Genomic DNA, 20,610 nt, shown 5'->3' with positions numbered 1-20,610 from the left:
GGACCATCCGTGAAGCGCTTTTTCATCATCGCCGGATTTTTGCTGCTGCTTGCCTTGGTGTGCGTCGGCATCGTTGGTTTCAACTTCATGCGCGACGCCGGCATCAAGCAGTATTTCGCCACCATGAAGCCGCCGGCCGCGACGGTGTCGACAGTGACGGTCAAGCCTTCGGTATGGACCCCCGGCATCGAGGCCATCGGCACCGTCAACGCCGTGCGCGGCGTCGATCTCACCCTCGAGACGAGCGGCATCGTCAGGGACATCCTTTTCCACGCCAACCAGAAGGTTGCCGCCGACGCGGTGTTGGTGCAGCTCGACGATGCCGTCGAGAAAGCCGATCTGGTGGCGCAGAAGGCGCAGGCCGCCTCGGACCAGGCGGCGCTGACCCGCGCGATCGAATTACAGCGGCGCGGCGTCGGCACCGACGCGACGCTTGACGCTGCGCGTGCCGCGGCGGACGCCTCGGCCGCGCAGGTCAACAAGCTGCAGGCGGTGCTCGATCAGAAGCAATTATCCGCACCCTTCGGCGGCACGGTCGGTATCCCGAAGATCGACATCGGCCAGTATCTGGCGCCAGGCAATGCGGTGGTGACGATCCAGGACCTGGACACGATGCGGGTCGACTTCACGGTACCCGAACAGCAGCTGCCGCTGCTTAAGATCGGCCAGACCATCAAGCTCGGCACCAATCTCGCCGATATGTCATTTGCCGGCTCCATTCGCGGCATCGACCCCAAGATCGATCCCGCCAGCCGGCTGGTCTCGATTCGCGGCGAGGTCGCCAATCCAGAAGGCAAGCTGACGCCTGGCCAGTTCGTCCAGATCCGTGTCGAGCTGCCGCAGGAAAACAATGTCATTTCCGTGCCGCAGACGGCGGTGACGACCAGCCTCTATGGCGATTATGTCTTCGTGGTCGAGCCGGCGAAGCCCGCAGCCGCTGCCGCGCCGGCGAAGCCGGATGAGCAGAAGGCCAGCGCCGATAAGGTGGCCGGCGATGCCGCCAAGCCGCAGGCGGACGCCACCAAGCCAGCCGACAACGCCGCAAAGCCGGCGGACGCGAAGCCGGCCGACAAAGCGGCCGGCGACGCCGCCAAGCCGGCCGAGGCCGCGCAGCAGCCTGCGCTCACCATCTCGCAGGTCTTCGTCAAGCTCGGCCGCCGCAACAACGGCATGGTTGAGATCGTCGAGGGCCTCAAGGACGGCGACCAGGTCGTCACGGCCGGCCAGAACCGGCTCTTCAACGGCATGTCGGTTGCCGTCGACAACACCATCGATCCCAGCAAATCGGCGAACAAACAGGTTCAGCAATGAGCTTTTCCGACCTTTTCATCCGCCGGCCCGTGCTGTCGACGGTGCTGGCCTGCCTGATCCTGCTGCTCGGTTTCCAGGGCATCTTCGGCCTGTCGATCCGTCAATATCCTAAGGTTGACGAGACGGCGATCACCATCACCACGGCCTATCCCGGCGCCAGTGCCGACCTGATCCAGGGCTTCATATCGGCCCCGATCGCGCGCGCCGTCGCCTCGACCGAAAACATCGATTACGTCACCTCGTCCAGCCGTCCGTCCTCGAGCACGGTCACGGTACAGATGAAGCTCGGCTCCAATCCGGACGTCGCGCTGGCTGAGGTGCTGTCCAAGGTCCAGGGCGTGCGCGGCACCTTGCCGGACGCCTCCAAGGATCCGGTCATCGTCAAGGGCACCGGCCAGCAGTTCGCGATGATGTACATCTCGATGCAGAACCCGAACATGACGAAGGAGCAGCTCACCGAATATATCGAGCGCGTCATCCGGCCTCGCATCTCGACCGTGGAAGGTGTCGCCGACGTCCAGATCTTCGGCGCCCAGGAATATTCCATGCGCGTCTGGATCGACCCGATCAGGCTTGCCGCCCGCGGCGCCACCGCCGTGGACGTGCTGACCGCGATCAACAACTCGAACTTCCTGTCGGCGCCCGGCAACACCGAGAACGAATATGTGGTCTCCTCGATCACCGTGCATTCGACCCTGCAGACGCCTGAGGCCTTCGCCCAGCTCCCGATACGCTCGACGGATGGCCAGGTGGTGCGCCTGCGCGACGTCGCGCATGTCGAGCTCGGCGCGAAAAACACCGACACCAGGGTGAGCTTCAACGGCAAGCCGGGAACCTTCCTGGCCATCTTCCCGACGCCTGCGGCCAACCCGCTGACGACCGCCGCCGCGGTCACCCGGCTCGTGCCGCAGATCCAGGAGACGCTGCCGAAAGGCATGACGATCGAGGTCGTCTACGACGCCACTGGCCAGATCAGCGCCTCGATCGAGGAAGTGTTCAAGACCATCGGCGAAGCCGTCGCCATCGTCATCGTGGTCATCCTCCTGTTCCTGGGCTCGTTCCGCTCGGTGATGATGCCGATCGTGACGATCCCGCTATCGCTGATCGGCGTCTGCTTCATCCTGTTTGCGGTCGGCTATTCGATCAACCTTCTGTCGCTGCTGGCCATGGTGCTGGCGATCGGCCTTGTCGTGGACGACGCCATCGTGGTGGTGGAGAACATCCACCGCCACATGGAGGAAGACGGCATGTCGCCGATGCAGGCGGCCTTCAACGGCATGCGCGAGATCGCGACGGCCATCGTGGCGATGACCATCACGCTGGCCGCCGTGTTCGCCCCGCTTGCCTTCACCGGCGGCCTGACCGGCGCGCTGTTCCGCGAATTCGCGGTGACGCTGGCCGGCTCGGTGGTGTTGTCGGGCGTGATCGCCATGACCATCACGCCGATGATGTCCGCTCGCCTGCTGAAGCCGGGCCAGCACGGCCGCTTCCAGCGGATCGTCGACGGAACCTTCAGCCGCGTCGAGCGCGTCTACGAACGGGCGGTCACCGCTTCGCTCAGGAACCGCCCGGTGACGCTGATCATCGTTGTCGCTCTCGTGGCGCTGACCGGCTTCATGTTCACCAAGACCTCGACGGAGCTGGCGCCGGAAGAAGATCAAGGTTTCCTGCTCTCGATCGTCACCGCGCCGCGCTATGCGACATCGGATTACACCGAGGCCTACGTCAATCAGATGCTTGGCCTTGTGAAGGACATTCCCGAGACCAGGGCGCAATTCTCTGCCGTCGCCTTCGGCGGCGCGACCAACGGTGCCTTCGTCGGCTTCGCCTTCAAGGATTGGGCAGAGCGCAAGCGCAGTTCGAAGGAGCTCCAGGCCGACATTCAGGGCCGCCTCGCCAAGGTCGCCGGCGTCGAAGCCTTCGTCTTCGCGCCGCCGACGCTGCCCGGCTCCGGCGGCGGCCTGCCGATTTCTATGGTGGTGCGCTCCACCGGAGCTCCCTCGGAGGTCTTCGAGCAGGCGGAGAAGATCAAGAGCAAGGCGCAGGCTTCCGGCCGCTTCATCGTCGTGCAGAACTCGATGTCTTACGATGCGCCGCAGGTGACCGTGACCATCGACCGCGAGCGCGCAGCAGCATTGAACCTGCCGATCGCGGATATCGGCAATACGCTGACGCTGCTTGTGGGCGGCTCCGAAGTGGCGCAGTTCGACCGCGACTCCAACAGCTACGACATCATCCCGCAGGTGCCGCAGGAATTCCGCGACAATCCCGACAAGCTCGGCGAGTATTTCGTGCGCAGTGTCGACGGCAAGATGGTGCCGCTGTCGGCGGTCGTGAAGATCTCGACCAATGCCTCGCCGGCGGCCATCGAGCAGTTCAACCAGCTGAACTCCTCGACGATCTCGGCCTTGCCTCTGCCTGGCGTGACCACCGGCGACGGACTGAAGGTGCTGGAGGATCTCGCTAAGGAGACCCTGCCCGACACCTTCTTCGTCGACTATTCCGGCCAGTCGCGGCAGGAGAAGGAGCAGGGCAACACCATCCTGATCGCCTTCGCGGCGGCGGTGATCGTCATCTACCTGGTACTGGCGGCCCAGTTCGAGAGCTTCCGCGATCCGCTTATCATCATGATGGCGGTGCCGCTGTCGATCTTCGGCGCGATCGTGCCGCTCAACATCGGCCTGGGGACGCTGAACATCTACACCCAGGTCGGCCTGATCACGCTGATCGGCCTGATTACCAAGCACGGCATTCTGCTGGTGGAATTCGCCAACCAGCAGCGTGAAATCCATGGCATGCGGCGCCGCGACGCCATCATCGCTTCGGCCAAGGTGCGCCTGCGGCCGATCCTGATGACCACGGCGGCCATGGCGCTCGGCGTCGTGCCGCTGATCGTCTCCAGCGGCGCCGGTGCAGCCGCGCGCTATTCGATGGGTCTGGTCATCTTCACCGGCATCCTGGTCGGCACCATGTTCACGCTCTTCGTCGTGCCGATGTTCTACACCTTCATCGCCAGCAAGGACCTGCCGCATCTCGCCGAGAAGCCCGATCCGAATCTGATGCCGGCGCTGCCGAGCTGAGACGGCAACCGAAGCGAAAACAAAAGAGGCCGGAAAATTCCGGCCTCTTTTTTTGGCGGCTGCCTCACAGCTTCGCGATCGGTGGAAGGCGGCAACCAGCCTGCTACTCTTACCTAGTCGGTTACTTGGCCAAGTCTTACTTGACAATGACGATGCTGGTGTTGCCGGGGCCGAAGGCCTCGACCAACTGATAGAAATCGGCCGCAGCATCGGGATGCAGCCGCACGCAGCCATGCGAAGCGGGGCGGCCGAGACGGCTGACGGCATAGGTGGCGTGGACGGCGTAGCCGCCGCTGAAAAACACCGAATGCGGCATCGGCGCGTTGTCGTATTTTTTCGAATACCACATCTCGTGCAAGCGGGTCGGCTTGAACGAGCCAGTCGGCGTGATGTGCCCTCTGCTGCCGGTCGAGACCTTCCAGATGTAGGTCGGGCGGCCATCGACGGTGACTTCCATGATCTGCTGCGACAGCGAAACCTTGGCGACGAGCTGGTTGGCGTGGGCGGCATTGCCGGCGCCGAACAGAAGCGCCGCGCCGGTGAGCGCGGCGGCGGTGATATGGATAAGCTTGGCCGAAATGGCGGTGTGCATGACGATCCCTCTGTTTTTTGCCGTTGTGTCCGGCTTCAATTTCGATGGGGCCTTATCGTGCTCGTCCGTTTCAGACCTATTTCGCTTAATACTCGTTTCTGTTTCGAATTCGTTTCTGCAAATTAACAGCGAGGCCGGTTGAGCAGTACCGCGGACCTTTGCGAGAGGTGGCGGTCAGGCGTCGCACAATCGGCTTCGGCCAGAAACGAAAGTTCATTTGATATGTATATGAAAGACTAGGACCCACTTTCGAAACCGATCTGCAACAAAATGCATCTGCGGCGGCATGATTTGGATACAGGCCGGCATCAAATTTGACGCAACGGGAACAGACATCCACAAACGAAAATGGGCAGGAAATCGAAACTCCGCTCCTGGTTTCTCAGGATCAGCGTCGCGGCGATCGTGCTCGGCGGCGCCGGCTCGGTAGCCGGCAAGCCGGCGACGACGCTGGCGGCGATGACTTCCGGCGAGGTTTCGACGCTGCACATGGCTCTGTTCATCGCCACGGTCTGGATTTTGTCCAGCCTGCGCGTCCACCGGCTGAAGGCCTTCTGGCGGGTCGGCCTCCGGTTGATGAGGACGCGCGGCCCCTCCGGCTACTTGCTGCCGAGAGGACCGAAGGCCCGCGCCGCAGCGGGGGGCTCCGTCAGCGGCGCGGGCGCTTCGGGAGTTTCCTGAAGCCCGATTTCGAGATCGAGGATTTGAAGAGATGAAGACGAAACTTGCCGCCTCGGTGCTTTCCGCGCTGCTTTACGCGCAGGGTTTGCTGGGATTTGCCGCTCTTGCGACGGTATTGCTAAAGGATCGCGCCCAGGCCGGGATAACCGTCAGCGCGAACGTTCCAACTGGACCCTCGGTCATCGTCGTGCGCTGAACGCCAGGCGTTGTCGGACCCAAATGATCACCGCTTTGGGGAAGCCGATGCTCAAAAGCCTCACTGATCAAAGCTTACTCGTTGCGTGGAACCGGCGGATCGAAACGATAGCCGGCGCCCCTGATGGTGGTGATAGTCTCGGTGTCGAGCTTGCGGCGCAGCCGCACGATGCGCGAATCGATCGATCGGTCGAAAGCGTCGGCATTCTCCGCCGGCGCCGCGGCAATGATATCGTCGCGCGTCAGCACCTTGCGCGGGCTGGCCAGGAACAGCTTGAGCAGCGCCACCTGGCCCGGGGAAAGCTGCTCCTCCGCGCCCGAGCGATGCATCACCATGGCCGACCGCAGGTCGACGGTGGCGTTTTCCAGCACGATCAGCTCGCCGCCGGCCCTGCCGCGTCTCATCAGCAGGCCGCCGATGCGCGCGGCAAGCTCGCGCACGTTGAGCGGGCTTTCGATGACGTCGGCGGCACCCAGCTCGAGCGCCAGCACCTTGTCGACGAGGTCGCGCGGCCGGCAGATCAGGATGAAGTCGGGACCGCCCTCGCCACCCCCGCCCTGGCTGCTGTAACGCCTGAGCAGTTCGCGGCCCTCGGCCTGGGTGACGTCGTCGCCGACGACCACGACATCGATGCCGCCGGCCGAAAGCAGCGTCTCCGCCTCCCAGGGCTGGCGCGCCTGGCGCACATCGTGCCCGCGCCGTTCGAGATGGTCCGCGAGATTTTTGGCCACCACCTCGGCGACGGACACAAGCGCAATGACGGATCGTGCGGCCATTTTCTTCACCCCGCCACAGACAACTCGAGATGAGTCTGGACATCATGTTTATACCCAATCTACTTTCTGCTGAAAGCGGGAGCGAGCGCGTCGTGAAGGCACGTATCATCGTCGTCGAGGACGAACCGGATCTGAGGGAGGCTGTGGCCGAATATCTCGGCGCCAGCGGCTATGACGTCGTCACGGCCGAGAATGCGGCCGCCGCGCGCGCGCTGTTTGAGGCGCAGTCCTTCCACCTCGCCATCCTCGACATCGCCATGCCCGGCGAGGACGGGCTGTCGCTCGGCCGCTGGCTGCGCTCGAAAACGCAGATCGGCGTCATCTACGCCACGGCCGCCGGCACCGCGCTCGACCGCATCGTCGGACTGGAGCTCGGCGCCGACGATTATATCGTCAAGCCGTACGAATTGCGCGAGGTGCTGGCGCGGGTGCGCAGCGTGCTGCGCCGCGTGCCGCAGCCAGCCGAGCCGCAGGCGGCGAAGGCCGAAACCGCAAATCGCCGTTTCGTGAATTTCGGCGGCTTCCAGGCCGATTTCGACGGCCGTCTGGTCATCGGCGCCAATGGCGCGGTGATCGAGATGGCCAAAAGCGAGTTCGACGTGCTCGAGGTTTTTCTCACCCGCGCCAACCGGCTTCTGACGCGAGCGGCGATTTCGGAAGCGATCGGCTTCGTCGAGGATCCGGAATCCTCGCGCGCGGTCGACATCCGCATCATGCGGTTGCGAAAGAAGATCGAGGCCGACCCCGCCAATCCGAAATTCCTGCGCACGGTGCGCGGCGAAGGCTATATCTTCTCGCTGCCGAGCGGCGACGCCAACTAGAGCATTCCGGGAATGCATGAAACGGCTAGGCTCGGCGCCTTGGCCGTAGCCTTCCGTCCGGAATTGCGTCAAAACAAAGCGGTAGAGTGGGTCGCCGTTTCCGTGGAACGGAGGGAACGCTCTGAACGACCGACGTCCGGGCCTTGGATGACCATGACTGCTGATGCAGCACGCACCGATACGAATGGCTCGCGTCCGGGCGGCGCCGCCATGGCGGCTGTCCATGTCGTGCGCCGCCTGCGCGAGGCAGGCGACTGGCAGCGCGAGATGGACGACATATTGGCGACGATGTGCCGCAAGATGGATTGCCAGCGCGGCATCCTTTTCCGCCTGCGTGAATTGCCGGGCGAAGGCTTCGCCCAGTCCGTCGCCGCTTATTGGATCGACCCTGACTTCGGCGGCGAGCTGGCCTCGCCCACGGTGATCATGCAGTCGATCATCAACTCGGACTCGCTGCTGGAGCAGTTGCAGGAGGACGAGCGGCAAGGCAAGATTTTCTCCGGCCACACGCGCGACCTCGAGGGTTTCCTGCGGGCCGATTTCGAGAAGCAGAACATCAAGTCGTTCCTGTCCGTCTCCGTGTTCGCGCATGGCCACCTTTGGGGCACGCTGGCCATCAATGACTGCATCGCTGAGCGCGAATGGACGGATGAGGAAGAAGCGACGCTGCACATCATCGCCTTGGCGATCGGCGACGCCATCGAGCGCTCGCCATCGGAAGCGCATGCCAGTGAAGTGATCCGCCGCACCATGCTGCAGGCCTCACTGGACGCCATCATCGTCATCGACGAGACGGGTTCGATCATCGAATTCAATCCGGCCGCCGAGAAGATGTTCGGCTTCCAGCGCAGCGCAATCCTCGGCAAGGACCTGCTCGATACCATCGTTCCGCTATACTACCGCAAAGGCTATGCCTCTGGCGCCGAATACATGGCTGGCCGCGGTGCGCCGATGGTCGGCCAGCGGCTGGAGACCGTCACGCAGAACGCTGCCGGCGAGATTTTCCCGATCGAGCTGACGGCGACCGAGATGCGGGTTGCCGACCGCCGCCTGATCTTCGGCTCGATCCGCGACTTGCGCGAAAAGCTGCAGGCCGAGGAAGAGATCAATCGTCAGCGCGAGAAGCTGCACCAGAACGAAAAGATGGCGGCGATGGGCTCGCTGCTTGCCGGCGTCTCGCATGAGCTCAACAACCCGCTTGCGGTGGTTGTGGCGCAGTCGACGCTGCTGCACGAATTCGCCGGCGATCCGCAGACCAAGGTCCGCGCCGAGAAAGTGCGCGCCGCCGCCGAGCGTTGCGGCCGCATCGTCAAGAGCTTCCTGTCGATGGTGCGCCTACACCCGACCGAGCAGGCCGAGACCGATCTCAACCAGGTGGTGCGCTCGGCGCTCGAAGTCACCGCCTATGGCGCGCGCTCCAGCGGCATCATCATCGACACCGATTTCACCGTCGGGCCGCTGCTTGCCATGGCCGACGCCGACCACGTCACGCAGGTCGCGGCAAACTTCCTCATCAACAGCCAGCATGCGCTTGCCGGCATCGCCGGCGAACGGCGCATCAAGGTGCGGACGTTCCGCAACGAGCACGGCAATCCGGGCTTCTCGGTCGAGGACAACGGCCCGGGGATTCCCGCGGCGATCCGCTCGCGCATCTTCGAATCCTATTTCACCACCAAGCCGGTCGGCGTCGGCACCGGCATCGGCCTGTCGATCTCGAAATCGATCGTCGAGCGCCACAAAGGCAACATCTGGTTCGAGGAGGTCGAGCCGCAAGGTGCGCGCTTCGTCGTGCAGTTGCCGGCGATCGCGGGCGGCAGCGCCGCGCCCGGCGAAGGTCCGGCGCGTTCAAGCGGGCTGCGCCACGCACTGGTGATCGACGACGAGCCGGACGTCGCCGGCTCGTTGTCCGACATACTCGAACTGATGGGCGTGAAGTCGCGCGTCGTGGCAAGCTGGACATCGGCGGCGGACGTGTTGAATGGCTACATGCCGCCGGACATCGTTTTTTCCGATCTGCGCATGCCGGGCATTAGCGGCATTGCGATCTACCGCGAACTGCTTGCTCAGCGGGCCGCGCTGGCGCAGCGCTTCGTGCTGGTCACCGGCGATCTGATCGGTGCCAAGGCGGAAATCGAAGCGCTGCCGCCGCAGCAGCGCCCGCACATCCTGGAAAAGCCATTCTCGACGCTCGACGTCCGCGGCATCCTCTCGACCATTGCCGACGAAGCCGCCGCCGACAACGGCGCCCACATCTAAAGCGGGCCGACTACGCGGCCGAGCTCTCATAAACGCCGCCGCGGGGTCTGTTGAGATTCAGGTCAGGCCGAGCCGAGAAGGGTGGATTCCGAGAACCGGAGCGGAGCGTACTTCAGTACGTGAGCACCGGAAGCGCAGGAAGCTGCCCTTCGCAGGTCGGCCTCACCTGAATATCGACGGAGCCGAAAAAAGAGGCTCCCGACCGATTTCCACGGCGGGAGCCTGACTGGAGCGCAGGAGGGCGCGCTCAGGGGAGGTCTTAAAAAACGTTCGGCGTGTTGGTGAGCGGCGCGGCGTTGGCGATCATGCGCACCGCGCGCTCCCTGTGCTGGCCGGATTGCTCGGCGATGGCGCGCAGGCACTCAAGGCTCTCGGCGCCCCAGTTCTGACCCTTGCAGGCAAAGTCGATCGTGGATTCCGGCAGGCGGGCGGTCTTGAGCGTGGTCTGCGCGCCCTCGACGACATTGGCCGGCGGATTGATCGAGGCGAAAGCCGGGCCCGAGGCGGGTGCCGCCAGCATGCCGACGAAGGCGCAAGCGCCGATCGCCATGAACATCGCCATCGGATGATCGCTGGCGCGCTGGCGCAACGCCAGCTTCGGCCGGCGGTCATTGCGCTCCGGGCCATGCAGGCGGCGATCATTGTCAGCGGTACGAACTTTCGCAAACATGGTTGTTCCCTTCGTTATCTTTCTTTTTGGTTATAAAACGAACATAATCGCACCAGGTAACTGCCGGATGGTCGGCGATGATTGCCTGTGTAACAGGATTGAAACAGATGCCGGACGCGCCAGCCTTCCCAATCCGAGGCAACCATTCGAGCGGCCATCGAAATGGTCGGCGCAGATATGCGCCTGCCGTGCCGGCCCGACTGTAAACAGCCTCACACAGCAACGCCTGAATCGAGCGCTCCGCCGCTGTCTACGCACGCCCGTGACCGTCAAAACAGGCCTTCTCCGAGACGGGCATCCGCCTTCTGAATTGCCGTCCCGCTTCCTCAATTAAGACCCGGATTTTCCGGGATTTTTCCAGCCCGGGCGGGGCCGGATTTGCCGCCAGGGAATTTTCATATTTACGCAAGCCATTGCATTTCAATGCAAAATATGCTTATATTGAATGAGTATTCAACAAAAAGCAAAATATATCCATGAACCCGCACCTTCGTGACGTGGCGATCCCCAACGATTGGGACCGGCGGGGTTTGCCGGGGTGGAGCTACCATTCCAACGCCCTTCTCGAGCTTGAGAAGGAGTACGTCTTCCGCAACCACTGGCAGATCGCCGGCCACGTCTCCGACGTGCCGAATCCGGGCGACTATCTGACCATGGATGTCGTCGGCGAGCGCGCGCTGATCGTGCGCGGCAAGGACGGCGTAGTGCGCGCCTTCAACAACATGTGCCGCCACCGCGGCAGCCGCGTCGTCGCCGACAGCCAGGGCACCTGCAAGAACGCGCTGGTGTGCCCGTTCCATGGCTGGGTCTACAATCTCGATGGCACACTGCGCGGCGCTGCCCGTCCGGGCTCGTTCCCCGAGCTCGACAAGACCGAGTTCGGCCTGATGCCGCTCGACCTCGAAATCTGGATGGGCTTTATTTTCATCCGCTTCCGCAAGGGTGGCCCGCAGCCTTCGGTGGCCGAGCTGCTGAAGCCGATCGAGGCCGAGATGGCGCATTACAATGTCGCCGACATGGTCCCTTCCTGGGGCATCTGGACCCAGAAATCGCCGGTCAACTGGAAGTCGGTGCGCGACGTCGACAATGAAGGCTACCACGTCGCCATGGCCCATCCGGCGCTGCAGGACCTCTATGGCGCGACCTATTTCGACGAGCCCTTCATCAACGGCGTCTCGCGGTCCTTCGCCACCTACAACCCGCATGCCGGGCGGCGCTGGAGCGTTCGCGAGTACATCAAGCTCGGGCCCGAGGCTACACATCTGCCCGAACATCTGCGCAAGGCCTGGATCTATTACGGCATCTTCCCCAACAACGCGCTGTCGATCATGCCGGAATCCGTCCAGTTCTATCAGGAGTTCCCGCTATCGACCGGCGAGACGCTGCTGCGCGGCGCCATCTACCGCTACAAGGACGAGACGCGCGAACAGGCGGCGGCACGCTACCTCGCCTATCGCATCGACCGCGACACCATGAACGAAGACGTCCAGCTCTCGGTGTGGTCGAACGAATCCATGCTGTCGGAAGCCTTCGAGGGCTTTTACCTCTCCGACCTTGAATACGGCGTGCGCACCCACCACGACCACCTGCGCAGGCAGATCCCGGTTCTGAACCTGGAGACGGCACCCGAGGAAAAGGACATGTGGGGATTGAACGACGCGCTGCGGTCGAGGGGATGAGCTCTCACCTTCTCCCCGTAAAACGGGGAGAAGGAAGAGCCAATCACCCCCGCCAGATCCCTTCCTTCCTTAAATCATCCATTGTGCGTGAAATGCCTTCGCGCAGGATCGCCACCATGTCGTCGACCTGCTCGCGGCTGATGATCAGCGGCGGCGACATCACGCACATGTTGATCAGCGGCCGCACCAGAAGCCCGAGCTCGTGGCAATGCGCGTCGATGCGTTTGCCCACATTCTTGTCGAGCTGCAGCGGATCCTTGCTGTCGCGGTCAGCGACGCATTCGACGCAAGCCATCAGCCCGACGCCACGCACCTCGCCGACCAGCGGCAGCTCTTCCAGCGTCTTCAGTCGCGCCTGGAAATAGGGCGCGATCTCGCGCGTGTGGGCGAGCACGCCCTCTTCCAGCAGATCGAGATTCTTCAGCGCGACGGCGCAGCCGATCGGATGGCTGGTGTAGGTGAGCCCATGGCCGAACAGCGCATCGGGATGGTTGGAGCGGCGCAGCTCTTCGAGCAGGCGCTCCGAGATGATGACGCCGCCGAGCGGGAAATAGCCCGATGTGACGCCCTTGGCGAAGGTGATCATGTCCGGGTCGATGCCGAACACGTCGCCTGAGGCAAAGACATGGCCGAGCCGTCCGAAGCCGGTCACCACTTCGTCCGAGACATAGAGGATGTCGTTCTCGCGGCAGATCTCGCGGATGCGCTTGAGATATCCGTCCGGCGGCACGATGACGCCTCCGGAAGCCTGCACCGGTTCGCCGACAAAAGCGCCGATGCGCTCTGCGCCGACGCGCGCGACGGTGTCGCGGAACTGGTCGACCAGGAAATCGGTGAAGGCGGCGATGCTCATCTCCTTCGGCCGCCGGAACGGGTCGGGCGAGGACAATTTGACCACCAGATCGTCGGCGCCGTCCATCCAGTCGCGGTCACGCGGCCGGCCGTTGAGCGAGGCCGACAGATAGGTCGAGCCGTGATAGGCGCCGCCACGGCTGAGGATCAGCTTCTTCTCCGGTCGTCCGCGCACATTGTTGTAGAACTGCATGAAGCGCAGCGCCGTCTCCACCGCCGAAGAGCCGCCGGTGGTGAAGAAGGTGTGGCTGAGATCGCCAGGTGCCGCATCGGCGATGCGCCGGGCAAGCTCGGCCGAGGGCGCATTCATCGTATACCAAGGCGTGTTGTAGGAGAGCGCCATCGCCTGGTCGTACATGACCTTGGCCAGCTCTTCGCGGCGATGGCCGACATTGATGCACCACATGCCGGCCGGGCCGTCGATGAGGCGCTTGCCGGAAGCGTCGGTGATGTAGATGCCGTGGCCCTCGCCGATCAGCGCGCGCGCCTCGTTGCCGACCGAGCCGGCATAGGGCCAGGGCTGCAAGAGATGGCGCTTGGCGAGCTCGACCGCGTCGTCATCGCCGGCATCGATGAGTTCGCTTGCCTTGATCTTGCTTTGAGCCGCCATTTTCGCCTCGCATCTGCCAGGTTTTTGAATTTCCACCGGATATCAAATTGCGCGGAAAACCATGGAAACTCAGCTTTTCATCACTTAATTTTGAATATCCGTTCAATCAATATCGCAGAAATAGCGCTTGATTTCAATCGGCGGATGCGCTCATGATGAAAGAAAGCCGGCAAGCCAGGGAGCGATCGCGCTCCAAGCATAATTCGGGAACAGGCAGCCGGCGCCACGAATGGGAAGGCGCATGGCGGGACAGCCCGAGCCAGCTACCGAAATCACGCCCGGAGCGCTGCAATGACGGTTGCCGCGGAAGGGTCGCCCCCGTTGCGCATGGCGGGATCGAGACGAAGTCCCTTTCTGCAATCGGAAGCCCTCCAGGGCTTTGCCCTGATCAGTCCCACCTTCGTCTACGCTCTCATTCTCCTCGTCCTGCCGATCCTGGTCGTCATCGCCCATTCCTTCTGGACGCAGAACTATCTCACCATCGACCACACGTTCACGCTGGAGAATTACCGGATCGCGCTGACCGAGCCGATCTACCGCGACCTGCTCTGGCGCTCGCTCTACATCTCGCTGACCGTCAGCCTGTTGACCGTGGCTCTGGCCTATCCGATCGCCTATTTCATTTCCTTCCATGGCGGCCGCCACAAGAGCCTGTGGCTGTTCCTCATCACCATCCCGTTCTGGACCAGCTACCTGCTGCGCGTGATGTCGTGGAAGGTGATCCTCGGCTATAACGGCGTGCTCAACTCCGGCCTGATGGGCCTCGGCATCATCGACGAGCCGTCGACGGCGCTGCTCTATAATTCCACCGCCGTCATCATCACGCTGACCCATGCCTGGGCGACCTTCGCGATCCTGCCGATCTTCGTTTCGCTGGAGAAGGTCGACCGGACCCTGGTCGAGGCGGCGACCGACCTCGGCGACGGGCCGCTGCGCTCCTTCCTGCGCGTCACCCTGCCGCTGTCGGCGCCCGGCGTCATCTCGGCGGCGCTGATCGTCATGATCCCGACAGTCGGCGACTACGTCACGCCGAAGCTCGTCGGCGGCAAGGACGGCGTGATGATCGCCAACGCAATCCAGGCGCAATTCGGCAAGGCGTCGAACTGGCCGCTGGGTGCAGCACTTTCCGTAACCACGATGATCATCGTCTCGCTGATGGCCGGCGCCACTGTGCTGGTCTTCCGCGCCCTGCAGAGGCTGGCACGATGACGGCGATCAGACGTTACCTGCCCGGCTGGCTGTCGAGCTATGCCGTCCTCTATCTGCTGTTCCTTTACCTGCCGGTGATCTTCTTGCCGATCTTCTCGATCAACACGGCGGCGACGCCGAAATTCCCGCTCTCGGGCGTCACGCTGCGCTGGTACGAGGACCTGCAGCGCACGCCGGCGCTGATCGACGCCACCTGGAACAGCCTCATCGTCGGCGTTTCCGCCTCGATCCTGTCGACGGTGCTGGGCATCCTCGCCGCCCGCTCGATCACCCGTTACCGCTATCCCGGCCGCCGCGCCATCAACGGACTGATCATGGCGCCGCTGGTGCTTCCCGAAGTGATCGTCGCTATCTCGATGCTGCTGGTCATGCTGCAGCTCGGCCTGAGCCTGTCGCTGTTCACCGTGGTGCTTGGCCATGTGCTGGTCTGCATTCCTTATTCGATGACCGTGCTGACCTCCGGTTTCGAGGGTTTCGATCGCAGCCTGGAAGAAGCTTCCGCCGATCTAGGCGAGAGCGCGTTCGGCACCTTCCGGCGCGTGACGCTGCCGATGGTCGCGCCGGCGATCATCTCCAGCCTGCTCGTCTGCTTCACCATCTCGCTCGACGAATTCATCATCGCCTTCTTCCTCACCGGCACCGAGGCGACGCTGCCGATCTACATTTGGGGCCAGCTGCGGTTTGCGGCCAAACTTCCCGGCGTGCTGGCGCTCGGCACCTTGCTGCTCTTTGCGTCATTCCTGCTGATGACGATTGCCGAAATCCTGCGCCGCCGTGCGGCGAGACGCACCCAGAACGAGGGAGGCCTCTATGCTTGAGCGGATCCACTCCGAGCGCACGCAAACCGATCGCACCATGATCGAGATCCGCGACGTTACCCGCAGCTACGGCTCCTTCAAGGCGCTGGACAATGCCTCGCTGGTGATCAGGGAGGGCGAGTTCTTCTCGCTGCTCGGGCCTTCCGGCTGCGGCAAGACCACGCTTTTGCGCATGATCGCCGGTTTCGACACGCCGACCAGCGGCTCCATCGCCGTCGACGGCCAGCCGATGGACGGCATTCCCGCCAACCGCCGGCCGACCAATATGGTCTTCCAGAGCTATGCGATCTTCCCGCATCTCAATGTCGAGCAGAATGTCGCCTACGGCCTGAGGCGGCTGAAGCTCGACGCCGGCGAGGAGAAGCGCCGCGTCGAGGAAGCGCTGGCGCAGGTCTCGCTTACCGGTCTCGGCAAGCGCCGCGCCACCGAGCTTTCCGGCGGCCAGCGCCAGCGCGTCGCTTTGGCCCGCGCGCTGGTCATGCGGCCCAAGGTGCTGCTGCTCGATGAGCCGCTCTCGGCGTTGGACAAGAAGCTGCGCGAGCAGATGCAGGTCGAACTGCGCCGCTTGCAGCAGGCGGTCGGCATCACCTTCGTGCTGGTCACGCACGATCAGTACGAGGCCCTGGCGATGTCGGACCGCATCGCGGTGATGTTCGGCGGCAAGATCGCGCAGGTCGCTTCGCCGAAGGAAATCTACCAGCGCCCGGTCAATCGCCAGGTCGCCGACTTCCTCGGCGGCATGAATTTCGTAAAAGCCGAGATCGTCGAGGAAAACGGCGCTTCGCTGGTGCTCGACACGCTGGGCTTCGGCCGCGTCAGGACAGACAAGCCAAGGGCTTTCGTGCGCAATGGCGGCGCGGCGACGCTTGGCATCCGGCCCGAACGCCTGCGTGTTTTGTGGGACAACGCGTCAGCAAAATTCGAGGTCGCCGGCAAGGTCGTCGAGCGCCACTATTTCGGTGAGATCACGCATCTGATCGTCGAGATCCCCGGACTGGAAAAGCCGCTTTCGGTGACCGAGACCAACGATTTCGGCGCCGACGACATTCCGGTCGGCGCGCCAATCCGTCTCGCCTACGACCCCGAGGCGCTGGTGGCGATGGCGGACTGAATCTTTGCAGCAGCGACGCGCCCCGCCACGATCGCGCCTTCGACATAGCCCGGGAAAGACGGCGAGACTTCCGAAGCGGCAAAATAAACCGGCGGCGCGCCGGCAAGGATCACGTGCTCGGCATTCCGCGCCGTCACATCGGTGATGAGATCGCTATAGGCGCCGCCGCTCCAGCGGTCATGCGTCCAGTCGCGCGAGCTGAAATCGATGATGTCGGCGGCCCGCAGGCCGAGCGCCTGGACAAGCCTCGCGATGATTTCCGCACGCAAGGCCGCCTCGCCGAGCGGGTGCCAGCGCAGCGCCAGCGGCCCGCCAACGAAGACGACAAGCGCGGCATGGTCGGCATCCGTGCTGGCGTCGCAGGCAAACAGCCCCGGCTGGTCGCGCCACATGACCATGCCGCACAGGTCGCGCTCGCGCCAAAAAGGCTTTGCGTAACGCACCAGGATCTTGATCACCGCGCCGCTTTCCCAGACGCCGAGCGCACTCGCCAGTTCAGTCGGCAAAGGCGGCGCGAAGTCGAGCTTCGCGGCCGTCGCCGGCGGCAAGGCGACCAGCGCTGCGCCCGCTTCGACAACGCCGCCGGTCGAGACGACGCGAATGCCTTGCCGCCCGCGCTCGATCCGCGTTGCGGCTTCTCCCAGCCGCAGGCGGTTGCCGAGATCTGCTGCCAGATCATCGGCCAGCGACTGCATCGTCTCGCGCAGAAAATACTGCAGCTCGAAGACTTCGTTGGTGATGCGGCGATCATTGTCGATCAGGTACCACAACGGCACCTTGTCCAGCGGCAGGCACCACAGGCCCTCGATCATCGAACGGAAGGCTGCCTTGGCGTCGGCCGCGTCCGCCTGGCGCTCGAGCCATGTCGCCACGGTCAACCCGGCGATCGACGGATCGTCCGGCTCGATCCCGTTCATGCGCTCGCGGATTGCCATCGCGACATGATAGGTCCGCTCCGCCCGCGCTGGCGTCATCGACGGATAGGTGATGAATTCGCCCTCGACATAGGTCTCGACGAAGCTCTTGCCGTAGGCCCTCGCCAGCGCCATCACTTCGGGCATGTCCACGCACAAGAACTGGCCGCCGCTGTCGATCAATTCGCCGAGCCCATTGCGCACAGCCTCTACCCTGCCGCCGACGCGGTCGCGCGCCTCGAGCACAAGGAAATCGATACCGGCGCGCTTCAATTCGAGTGCGGCGGACAGACCGGTGAAGCCGGCGCCGACGATGACGACGTCGGTCCTTTCGATGATGCTCTTCAATAGCCGGCCTTGATCTTCTCGAATTCGGCGATCATCTTGAGCTTGAGCTCCGAGGGCAGCGGCTGCTGGAACAGCGTCTTGTCGACCCATTTTTCCACGTTGTCGTAGCCCTTTTCCTTCAGGACCGCCGGATCGACGCCGGCCATGCCCTTGGCATTGGCCTGGCCGTAGCCCCAATCCTTCACCAGCACCTTGGCGACTTCCGGATCGTTGACGGCGTTGAGGTAGTCATAGGCTTTGTCGACGTTGCCGGGCGCGTCCTTGAACAGCACGTAGCCGCAGACCCAGGTCGAGATGCCTTCGTCGGTGTCCTTCTTGGATTTGATCGGCACGCCGGCCTTGACCGACTGCACGGTCGCATCGTTCCAGGCCCAGGCGAGGTCGACCTCGCCGCCGGAAAGCAGCTGCACGATGTCGGTGGTGTCGGTCCAGTAGGAGCGCACATTCTTGTGCACCTGGCGCAGGAAATCGGATGCCTGCTTGAACTGGTCGTCCGTCATCTTGGTCCAGTCCTTGAGCCCGATGGCGAGGCTGGCCAACGCGTAGGCGTCGTCGACATTGTCGCCGATCGAAACCCTGCCCTTGTATTTCGGATCGGCGAACGCCTTCAGCGACTGCACGTCCTTTTCGGCGATCTTGTCGGAATTGTAGGTGAGCTGGGTATTGCCCCAGTCCCACGGCATGAACCAGGCCTTGCCGTCGGACGTCGTGGCAAGGTCCTTCATCGCCATGATGCCGGGGTTGAGATCCTTCCAGCCTGCGATCTTGGACGTGTCGAGCGGCTGCAGCAGCCCCGCCTCGCGCCATTTCACCACGCTCTGCGAGCAGGGATGGCCGAGATCGGACTTGAAGCCGGAGCGGATTTTTTCGAAGGCCTCGTCCTCGTCGCCGAAGAAGGCGAAGGTCGGCGAATCGCCGTTCTTCTCGACATACTTGCCGTGGAAGCTCGGATCCTCATAGCCTGACCAGTCGAAGACGATCAGATCCTTGTCGGCGGCGACCGCGAACGCCGCCGCCGAAGCGGCGAGCACGCTCCCAAGCGCCAGGGTCAATGTCAGGCGTCGGCTGAGTTTCTTCATGATGTTCCATCCTCTTTTGCCGGTCTTGTTGGCCGGCTGTTGCTAACCCGGCTTTCGCTAGCTCCAGTTCTCGCTAGCCAAAGTGTTTCGGGAAGGCGGCGGCCAAAAACGCATTCGCCGCCTGCAATGCGGTCTCTCGCGTGGTGTCCTCAGTCCCCATCATCAGCCGCAGCCACAAGCCCTCGAGCATGGCGCTGAGCGCCAGCGCTATGACCTGCGGGTCATAGGTGTAGTTGCCGCTCACTTTGAGCGTCGTGCAGAGATCGATGAAGACCTGCTGGTAATAGGCGTCGCGCGAACTGCTCAGCGCCTGGTAGGTCGGCCGCGACTTGGCTTCGCCCCAGAAGGCGAGCCATGCGGCAAGCTTGCGCTTGTTGCAGATCGAACGGTCGAAATCGGCCCATACCAGATGCTGCAGCTGCCGCGCCGGATCGTCGCCCGCCTTTTGCAGGGAAGTGCGCCAATGCGCCGAATATTCGTCATACATGTGCTGCAGCGTGGCGATCAGCAGCTTTTCCTTGCTCTCGAAATGGAAGTTGACGATGCCGCGCGACAGGCCCGCGCCGTCGGCCACGTCCGCCATCGTCGTTTCGGCATAGCCGCGCTTGGCCAGGGAATCGATCGTCGCCTCGATCAGCTGCAGCCGCCGAACCTCTTTCGAGGCCTTGCGGCCACGCTTTTCGGCATCGCCTTTCCGCGCCGTTTCGGGGAGAGCATCGCTCGCCTCTGCAGTCTTCATGGGTGTGACGGTCTCCAGCATTGCCGGCTATCCGACCGGCTTCCAACCGCGCAGATGAGTGGGGCGGTGCTCGCCACTGTCAAGCACCTTCTGCATCGCCTCCCAGGTCTTGATGTTCTTGTCGACATAGGCCGCGCCGACCGCTGCCGCGGCCCGCGCGTAGAGCGGTCCCTTGAGCCGCGAAAGCTCTTCGCGCGCGACCTCGCGGTACCATGGATTGCGGTCGCGTATGGTGATGTCGGTAAAGCCGGCGCGCCGCATCGCCTCGGCATAGCGCGCCGGCGAGGCCATGGCGAAGGAGAGCCCTTCGGCAGCGACATAGGCCTTCATCTGAGGCGACGGCTCGCCATCATGCGAAATCATCCAGTTCGACGCCGCAAACACCCCGCCGGGCTTCAGCACGCGAAAGATCTCGGCGAACAGCGCGTCCTTGTCCGGCACATGCAGCAGCGCGTCCTTGGAGAAGACGACGTCGAAGGAAGCGTTCGTGAAAGGAAGCGGTCCCCGCGGCGCCTGGACAAAGCTGACACGATCCTCGAGGCCCTGCATGATCGCCCCTCGCCTCGCCGTCTCGATCACCGGCCTTTCGACGTCGAAGCCGGTGGCTCGAGCCGCGCCGTGCGTTGCCGCCAGATGCAGCGTGATGCCGCCGGCGCCGCAACCGATATCGAGGATCGTTTTGCCCTTGAGGGAGAGGCCTTCGACCACGCGGTCGACCTCGTCCGGACCGCCCGGCGACAAGTAACCCTCGCCCCACAGCGCTTCGAGGAAGCGGATGGCGGTTTCGTCATATTCCGGCTCGGCGTCGGCCGTCTCGATCATCCGATCCTCAACCTCAAATGGCGATGCGGATCAATCCAGAAATCAA

Annotated in this window: 18 protein-coding genes; 10 read left to right on the top strand and 8 right to left on the bottom strand. The window is 63.4% G+C overall.

Annotated features, from left to right (window positions below; genetic code table 11):
• The first annotated feature begins 9 nt into the window (after positions 1–9).
• Complete coding sequence (locus LB538_RS17850) at positions 10–1,311, top strand: efflux RND transporter periplasmic adaptor subunit (protein WP_224527244.1); 1,302 nt, start codon at positions 10–12, stop codon at positions 1,309–1,311.
• Entirely contained in the window at positions 1,308–4,391 is a 3,084-nt protein-coding gene (locus LB538_RS17845; RefSeq protein ID WP_095767407.1) for an efflux RND transporter permease subunit, read from the top strand. The genes LB538_RS17850 and LB538_RS17845 overlap by 4 nt, the downstream gene beginning before the upstream one ends.
• Positions 4,392–4,527: 136 nt before the next feature.
• On the opposite strand, the gene LB538_RS17840 is transcribed toward LB538_RS17845, so the two are convergent.
• On the bottom strand, positions 4,528–4,983 hold the full coding sequence (locus LB538_RS17840) for a L,D-transpeptidase (RefSeq protein ID WP_224527241.1): 456 nt from the start codon (positions 4,981–4,983) through the stop codon (positions 4,528–4,530).
• Between the two features lie 348 nt (positions 4,984–5,331).
• Between LB538_RS17840 and LB538_RS17835 the strand changes: the two genes are divergently transcribed.
• Positions 5,332–5,664 carry a hypothetical protein gene (locus LB538_RS17835; RefSeq protein WP_140842958.1) on the top strand — a complete coding sequence of 111 codons (333 nt, stop codon included), beginning with the start codon at positions 5,332–5,334 and terminating at the stop codon, positions 5,662–5,664.
• Between the two features lie 31 nt (positions 5,665–5,695).
• Positions 5,696–5,860 carry a hypothetical protein gene (locus LB538_RS17830; protein ID WP_181174806.1) on the top strand — a complete coding sequence of 55 codons (165 nt, stop codon included), beginning with the start codon at positions 5,696–5,698 and terminating at the stop codon, positions 5,858–5,860.
• A gap of 74 nt (positions 5,861–5,934) precedes the next feature.
• Here LB538_RS17830 and LB538_RS17825 read toward each other — a convergent pair whose 3' ends face one another.
• Entirely contained in the window at positions 5,935–6,636 is a 702-nt protein-coding gene (locus LB538_RS17825) for a response regulator transcription factor (protein ID WP_140692892.1), read from the bottom strand.
• Positions 6,637–6,728: 92 nt separating this feature from the next.
• Here LB538_RS17825 and LB538_RS17820 point away from each other — a divergent pair, with 92 nt between their 5' ends.
• Both LB538_RS17820 and LB538_RS17815 read left to right on the top strand, forming a co-directional pair.
• Positions 6,729–7,457 (top strand): response regulator, encoded by a 729-nt coding sequence (locus LB538_RS17820; protein ID WP_224527238.1) that lies wholly within the window; start codon positions 6,729–6,731, stop codon positions 7,455–7,457.
• Between the two features lie 153 nt (positions 7,458–7,610).
• Entirely contained in the window at positions 7,611–9,713 is a 2,103-nt protein-coding gene (locus LB538_RS17815) for an ATP-binding protein (RefSeq protein ID WP_224527236.1), read from the top strand.
• Positions 9,714–9,972: 259 nt separating this feature from the next.
• Here LB538_RS17815 and LB538_RS17810 read toward each other — a convergent pair whose 3' ends face one another.
• A complete protein-coding gene (locus LB538_RS17810; RefSeq protein WP_224527233.1) occupies positions 9,973–10,383 on the bottom strand; it encodes a hypothetical protein in 411 nt (136 codons plus the stop codon).
• A 476-nt stretch (positions 10,384–10,859) separates the two neighbouring features.
• Here LB538_RS17810 and LB538_RS17805 point away from each other — a divergent pair, with 476 nt between their 5' ends.
• Positions 10,860–12,062: an aromatic ring-hydroxylating oxygenase subunit alpha gene (locus LB538_RS17805; protein ID WP_224527231.1), complete on the top strand. Its 1,203-nt coding sequence runs from the start codon at positions 10,860–10,862 to the stop codon at positions 12,060–12,062.
• Positions 12,063–12,105: 43 nt separating this feature from the next.
• Here LB538_RS17805 and LB538_RS17800 read toward each other — a convergent pair whose 3' ends face one another.
• Positions 12,106–13,524, bottom strand: coding sequence for an aminotransferase (locus tag LB538_RS17800; protein WP_224527228.1), 1,419 nt, complete (start codon positions 13,522–13,524; stop codon positions 12,106–12,108).
• Positions 13,525–13,815: 291 nt separating this feature from the next.
• On the opposite strand from LB538_RS17800, the gene LB538_RS17795 reads away from it, so the two are divergent.
• From LB538_RS17795 to LB538_RS17785, 3 genes are read left to right on the top strand one after another with little or no spacing between them, the layout of a single operon-like run.
• A complete protein-coding gene (locus LB538_RS17795; RefSeq protein ID WP_224527225.1) occupies positions 13,816–14,733 on the top strand; it encodes an ABC transporter permease in 918 nt (305 codons plus the stop codon).
• Positions 14,730–15,551 (top strand): ABC transporter permease, encoded by an 822-nt coding sequence (locus LB538_RS17790; RefSeq protein ID WP_224527222.1) that lies wholly within the window; start codon positions 14,730–14,732, stop codon positions 15,549–15,551. Before LB538_RS17795 ends, LB538_RS17790 begins: the two co-directional genes overlap by 4 nt.
• Before the next feature lie 37 nt (positions 15,552–15,588).
• A complete protein-coding gene (locus LB538_RS17785; protein ID WP_224527511.1) occupies positions 15,589–16,662 on the top strand; it encodes an ABC transporter ATP-binding protein in 1,074 nt (357 codons plus the stop codon).
• On the opposite strand, the gene LB538_RS17780 is transcribed toward LB538_RS17785, so the two are convergent.
• The 4 genes from LB538_RS17780 to LB538_RS17765 form a co-directional block, all read right to left on the bottom strand.
• A complete protein-coding gene (locus LB538_RS17780; RefSeq protein WP_224527220.1) occupies positions 16,626–17,924 on the bottom strand; it encodes a flavin monoamine oxidase family protein in 1,299 nt (432 codons plus the stop codon). The two genes, LB538_RS17785 and LB538_RS17780, sit on opposite strands and share 37 nt — an antisense overlap.
• Positions 17,921–19,003, bottom strand: a complete 1,083-nt coding sequence (locus tag LB538_RS17775; protein WP_224527217.1) for an ABC transporter substrate-binding protein — start codon at positions 19,001–19,003, stop codon at positions 17,921–17,923. Before LB538_RS17775 ends, LB538_RS17780 begins: the two co-directional genes overlap by 4 nt.
• Before the next feature lie 73 nt (positions 19,004–19,076).
• A complete protein-coding gene (gene betI / locus LB538_RS17770; RefSeq protein WP_224527215.1) occupies positions 19,077–19,763 on the bottom strand; it encodes a transcriptional regulator BetI in 687 nt (228 codons plus the stop codon).
• 6 nt (positions 19,764–19,769) lie between these two features.
• Positions 19,770–20,564 (bottom strand): methyltransferase domain-containing protein, encoded by a 795-nt coding sequence (locus LB538_RS17765; protein ID WP_224527213.1) that lies wholly within the window; start codon positions 20,562–20,564, stop codon positions 19,770–19,772.
• Positions 20,565–20,610: the final 46 nt, after the last annotated feature.

Origin of the sequence: Mesorhizobium sp. Ca11, from assembly GCF_020165275.1 — a bacterium.
Taxonomy (GTDB): domain Bacteria; phylum Pseudomonadota; class Alphaproteobacteria; order Rhizobiales; family Rhizobiaceae; genus Mesorhizobium.
This window is presented reverse-complemented; position numbering and strand designations above follow the sequence as displayed.

What these genes read in the sequence shown, in the direction of transcription:
- LB538_RS17800 (WP_224527228.1), bottom strand. Translation starts at nt 13,524, where the DNA reads ATGGCGGCTCAAAGCAAGATCAAGGCAAGCGAACTCATCGATGCCGGC.
- LB538_RS17840 (WP_224527241.1), bottom strand. Translation starts at nt 4,983, where the DNA reads ATGCACACCGCCATTTCGGCCAAGCTTATCCATATCACCGCCGCCGCG.
- LB538_RS17765 (WP_224527213.1), bottom strand. Translation starts at nt 20,564, where the DNA reads ATGATCGAGACGGCCGACGCCGAGCCGGAATATGACGAAACCGCCATC.
- LB538_RS17830 (WP_181174806.1), top strand. Translation starts at nt 5,696, where the DNA reads ATGAAGACGAAACTTGCCGCCTCGGTGCTTTCCGCGCTGCTTTACGCG.
- LB538_RS17835 (WP_140842958.1), top strand. Translation starts at nt 5,332, where the DNA reads ATGGGCAGGAAATCGAAACTCCGCTCCTGGTTTCTCAGGATCAGCGTC.
- LB538_RS17815 (WP_224527236.1), top strand. Translation starts at nt 7,611, where the DNA reads ATGACTGCTGATGCAGCACGCACCGATACGAATGGCTCGCGTCCGGGC.
- LB538_RS17795 (WP_224527225.1), top strand. Translation starts at nt 13,816, where the DNA reads ATGACGGTTGCCGCGGAAGGGTCGCCCCCGTTGCGCATGGCGGGATCG.
- LB538_RS17845 (WP_095767407.1), top strand. Translation starts at nt 1,308, where the DNA reads ATGAGCTTTTCCGACCTTTTCATCCGCCGGCCCGTGCTGTCGACGGTG.
- betI (WP_224527215.1), bottom strand. Translation starts at nt 19,763, where the DNA reads ATGCTGGAGACCGTCACACCCATGAAGACTGCAGAGGCGAGCGATGCT.
- LB538_RS17825 (WP_140692892.1), bottom strand. Translation starts at nt 6,636, where the DNA reads ATGGCCGCACGATCCGTCATTGCGCTTGTGTCCGTCGCCGAGGTGGTG.
- LB538_RS17775 (WP_224527217.1), bottom strand. Translation starts at nt 19,003, where the DNA reads ATGAAGAAACTCAGCCGACGCCTGACATTGACCCTGGCGCTTGGGAGC.
- LB538_RS17810 (WP_224527233.1), bottom strand. Translation starts at nt 10,383, where the DNA reads ATGTTTGCGAAAGTTCGTACCGCTGACAATGATCGCCGCCTGCATGGC.
- LB538_RS17790 (WP_224527222.1), top strand. Translation starts at nt 14,730, where the DNA reads ATGACGGCGATCAGACGTTACCTGCCCGGCTGGCTGTCGAGCTATGCC.
- LB538_RS17785 (WP_224527511.1), top strand. Translation starts at nt 15,589, where the DNA reads ATGATCGAGATCCGCGACGTTACCCGCAGCTACGGCTCCTTCAAGGCG.
- LB538_RS17805 (WP_224527231.1), top strand. Translation starts at nt 10,860, where the DNA reads ATGAACCCGCACCTTCGTGACGTGGCGATCCCCAACGATTGGGACCGG.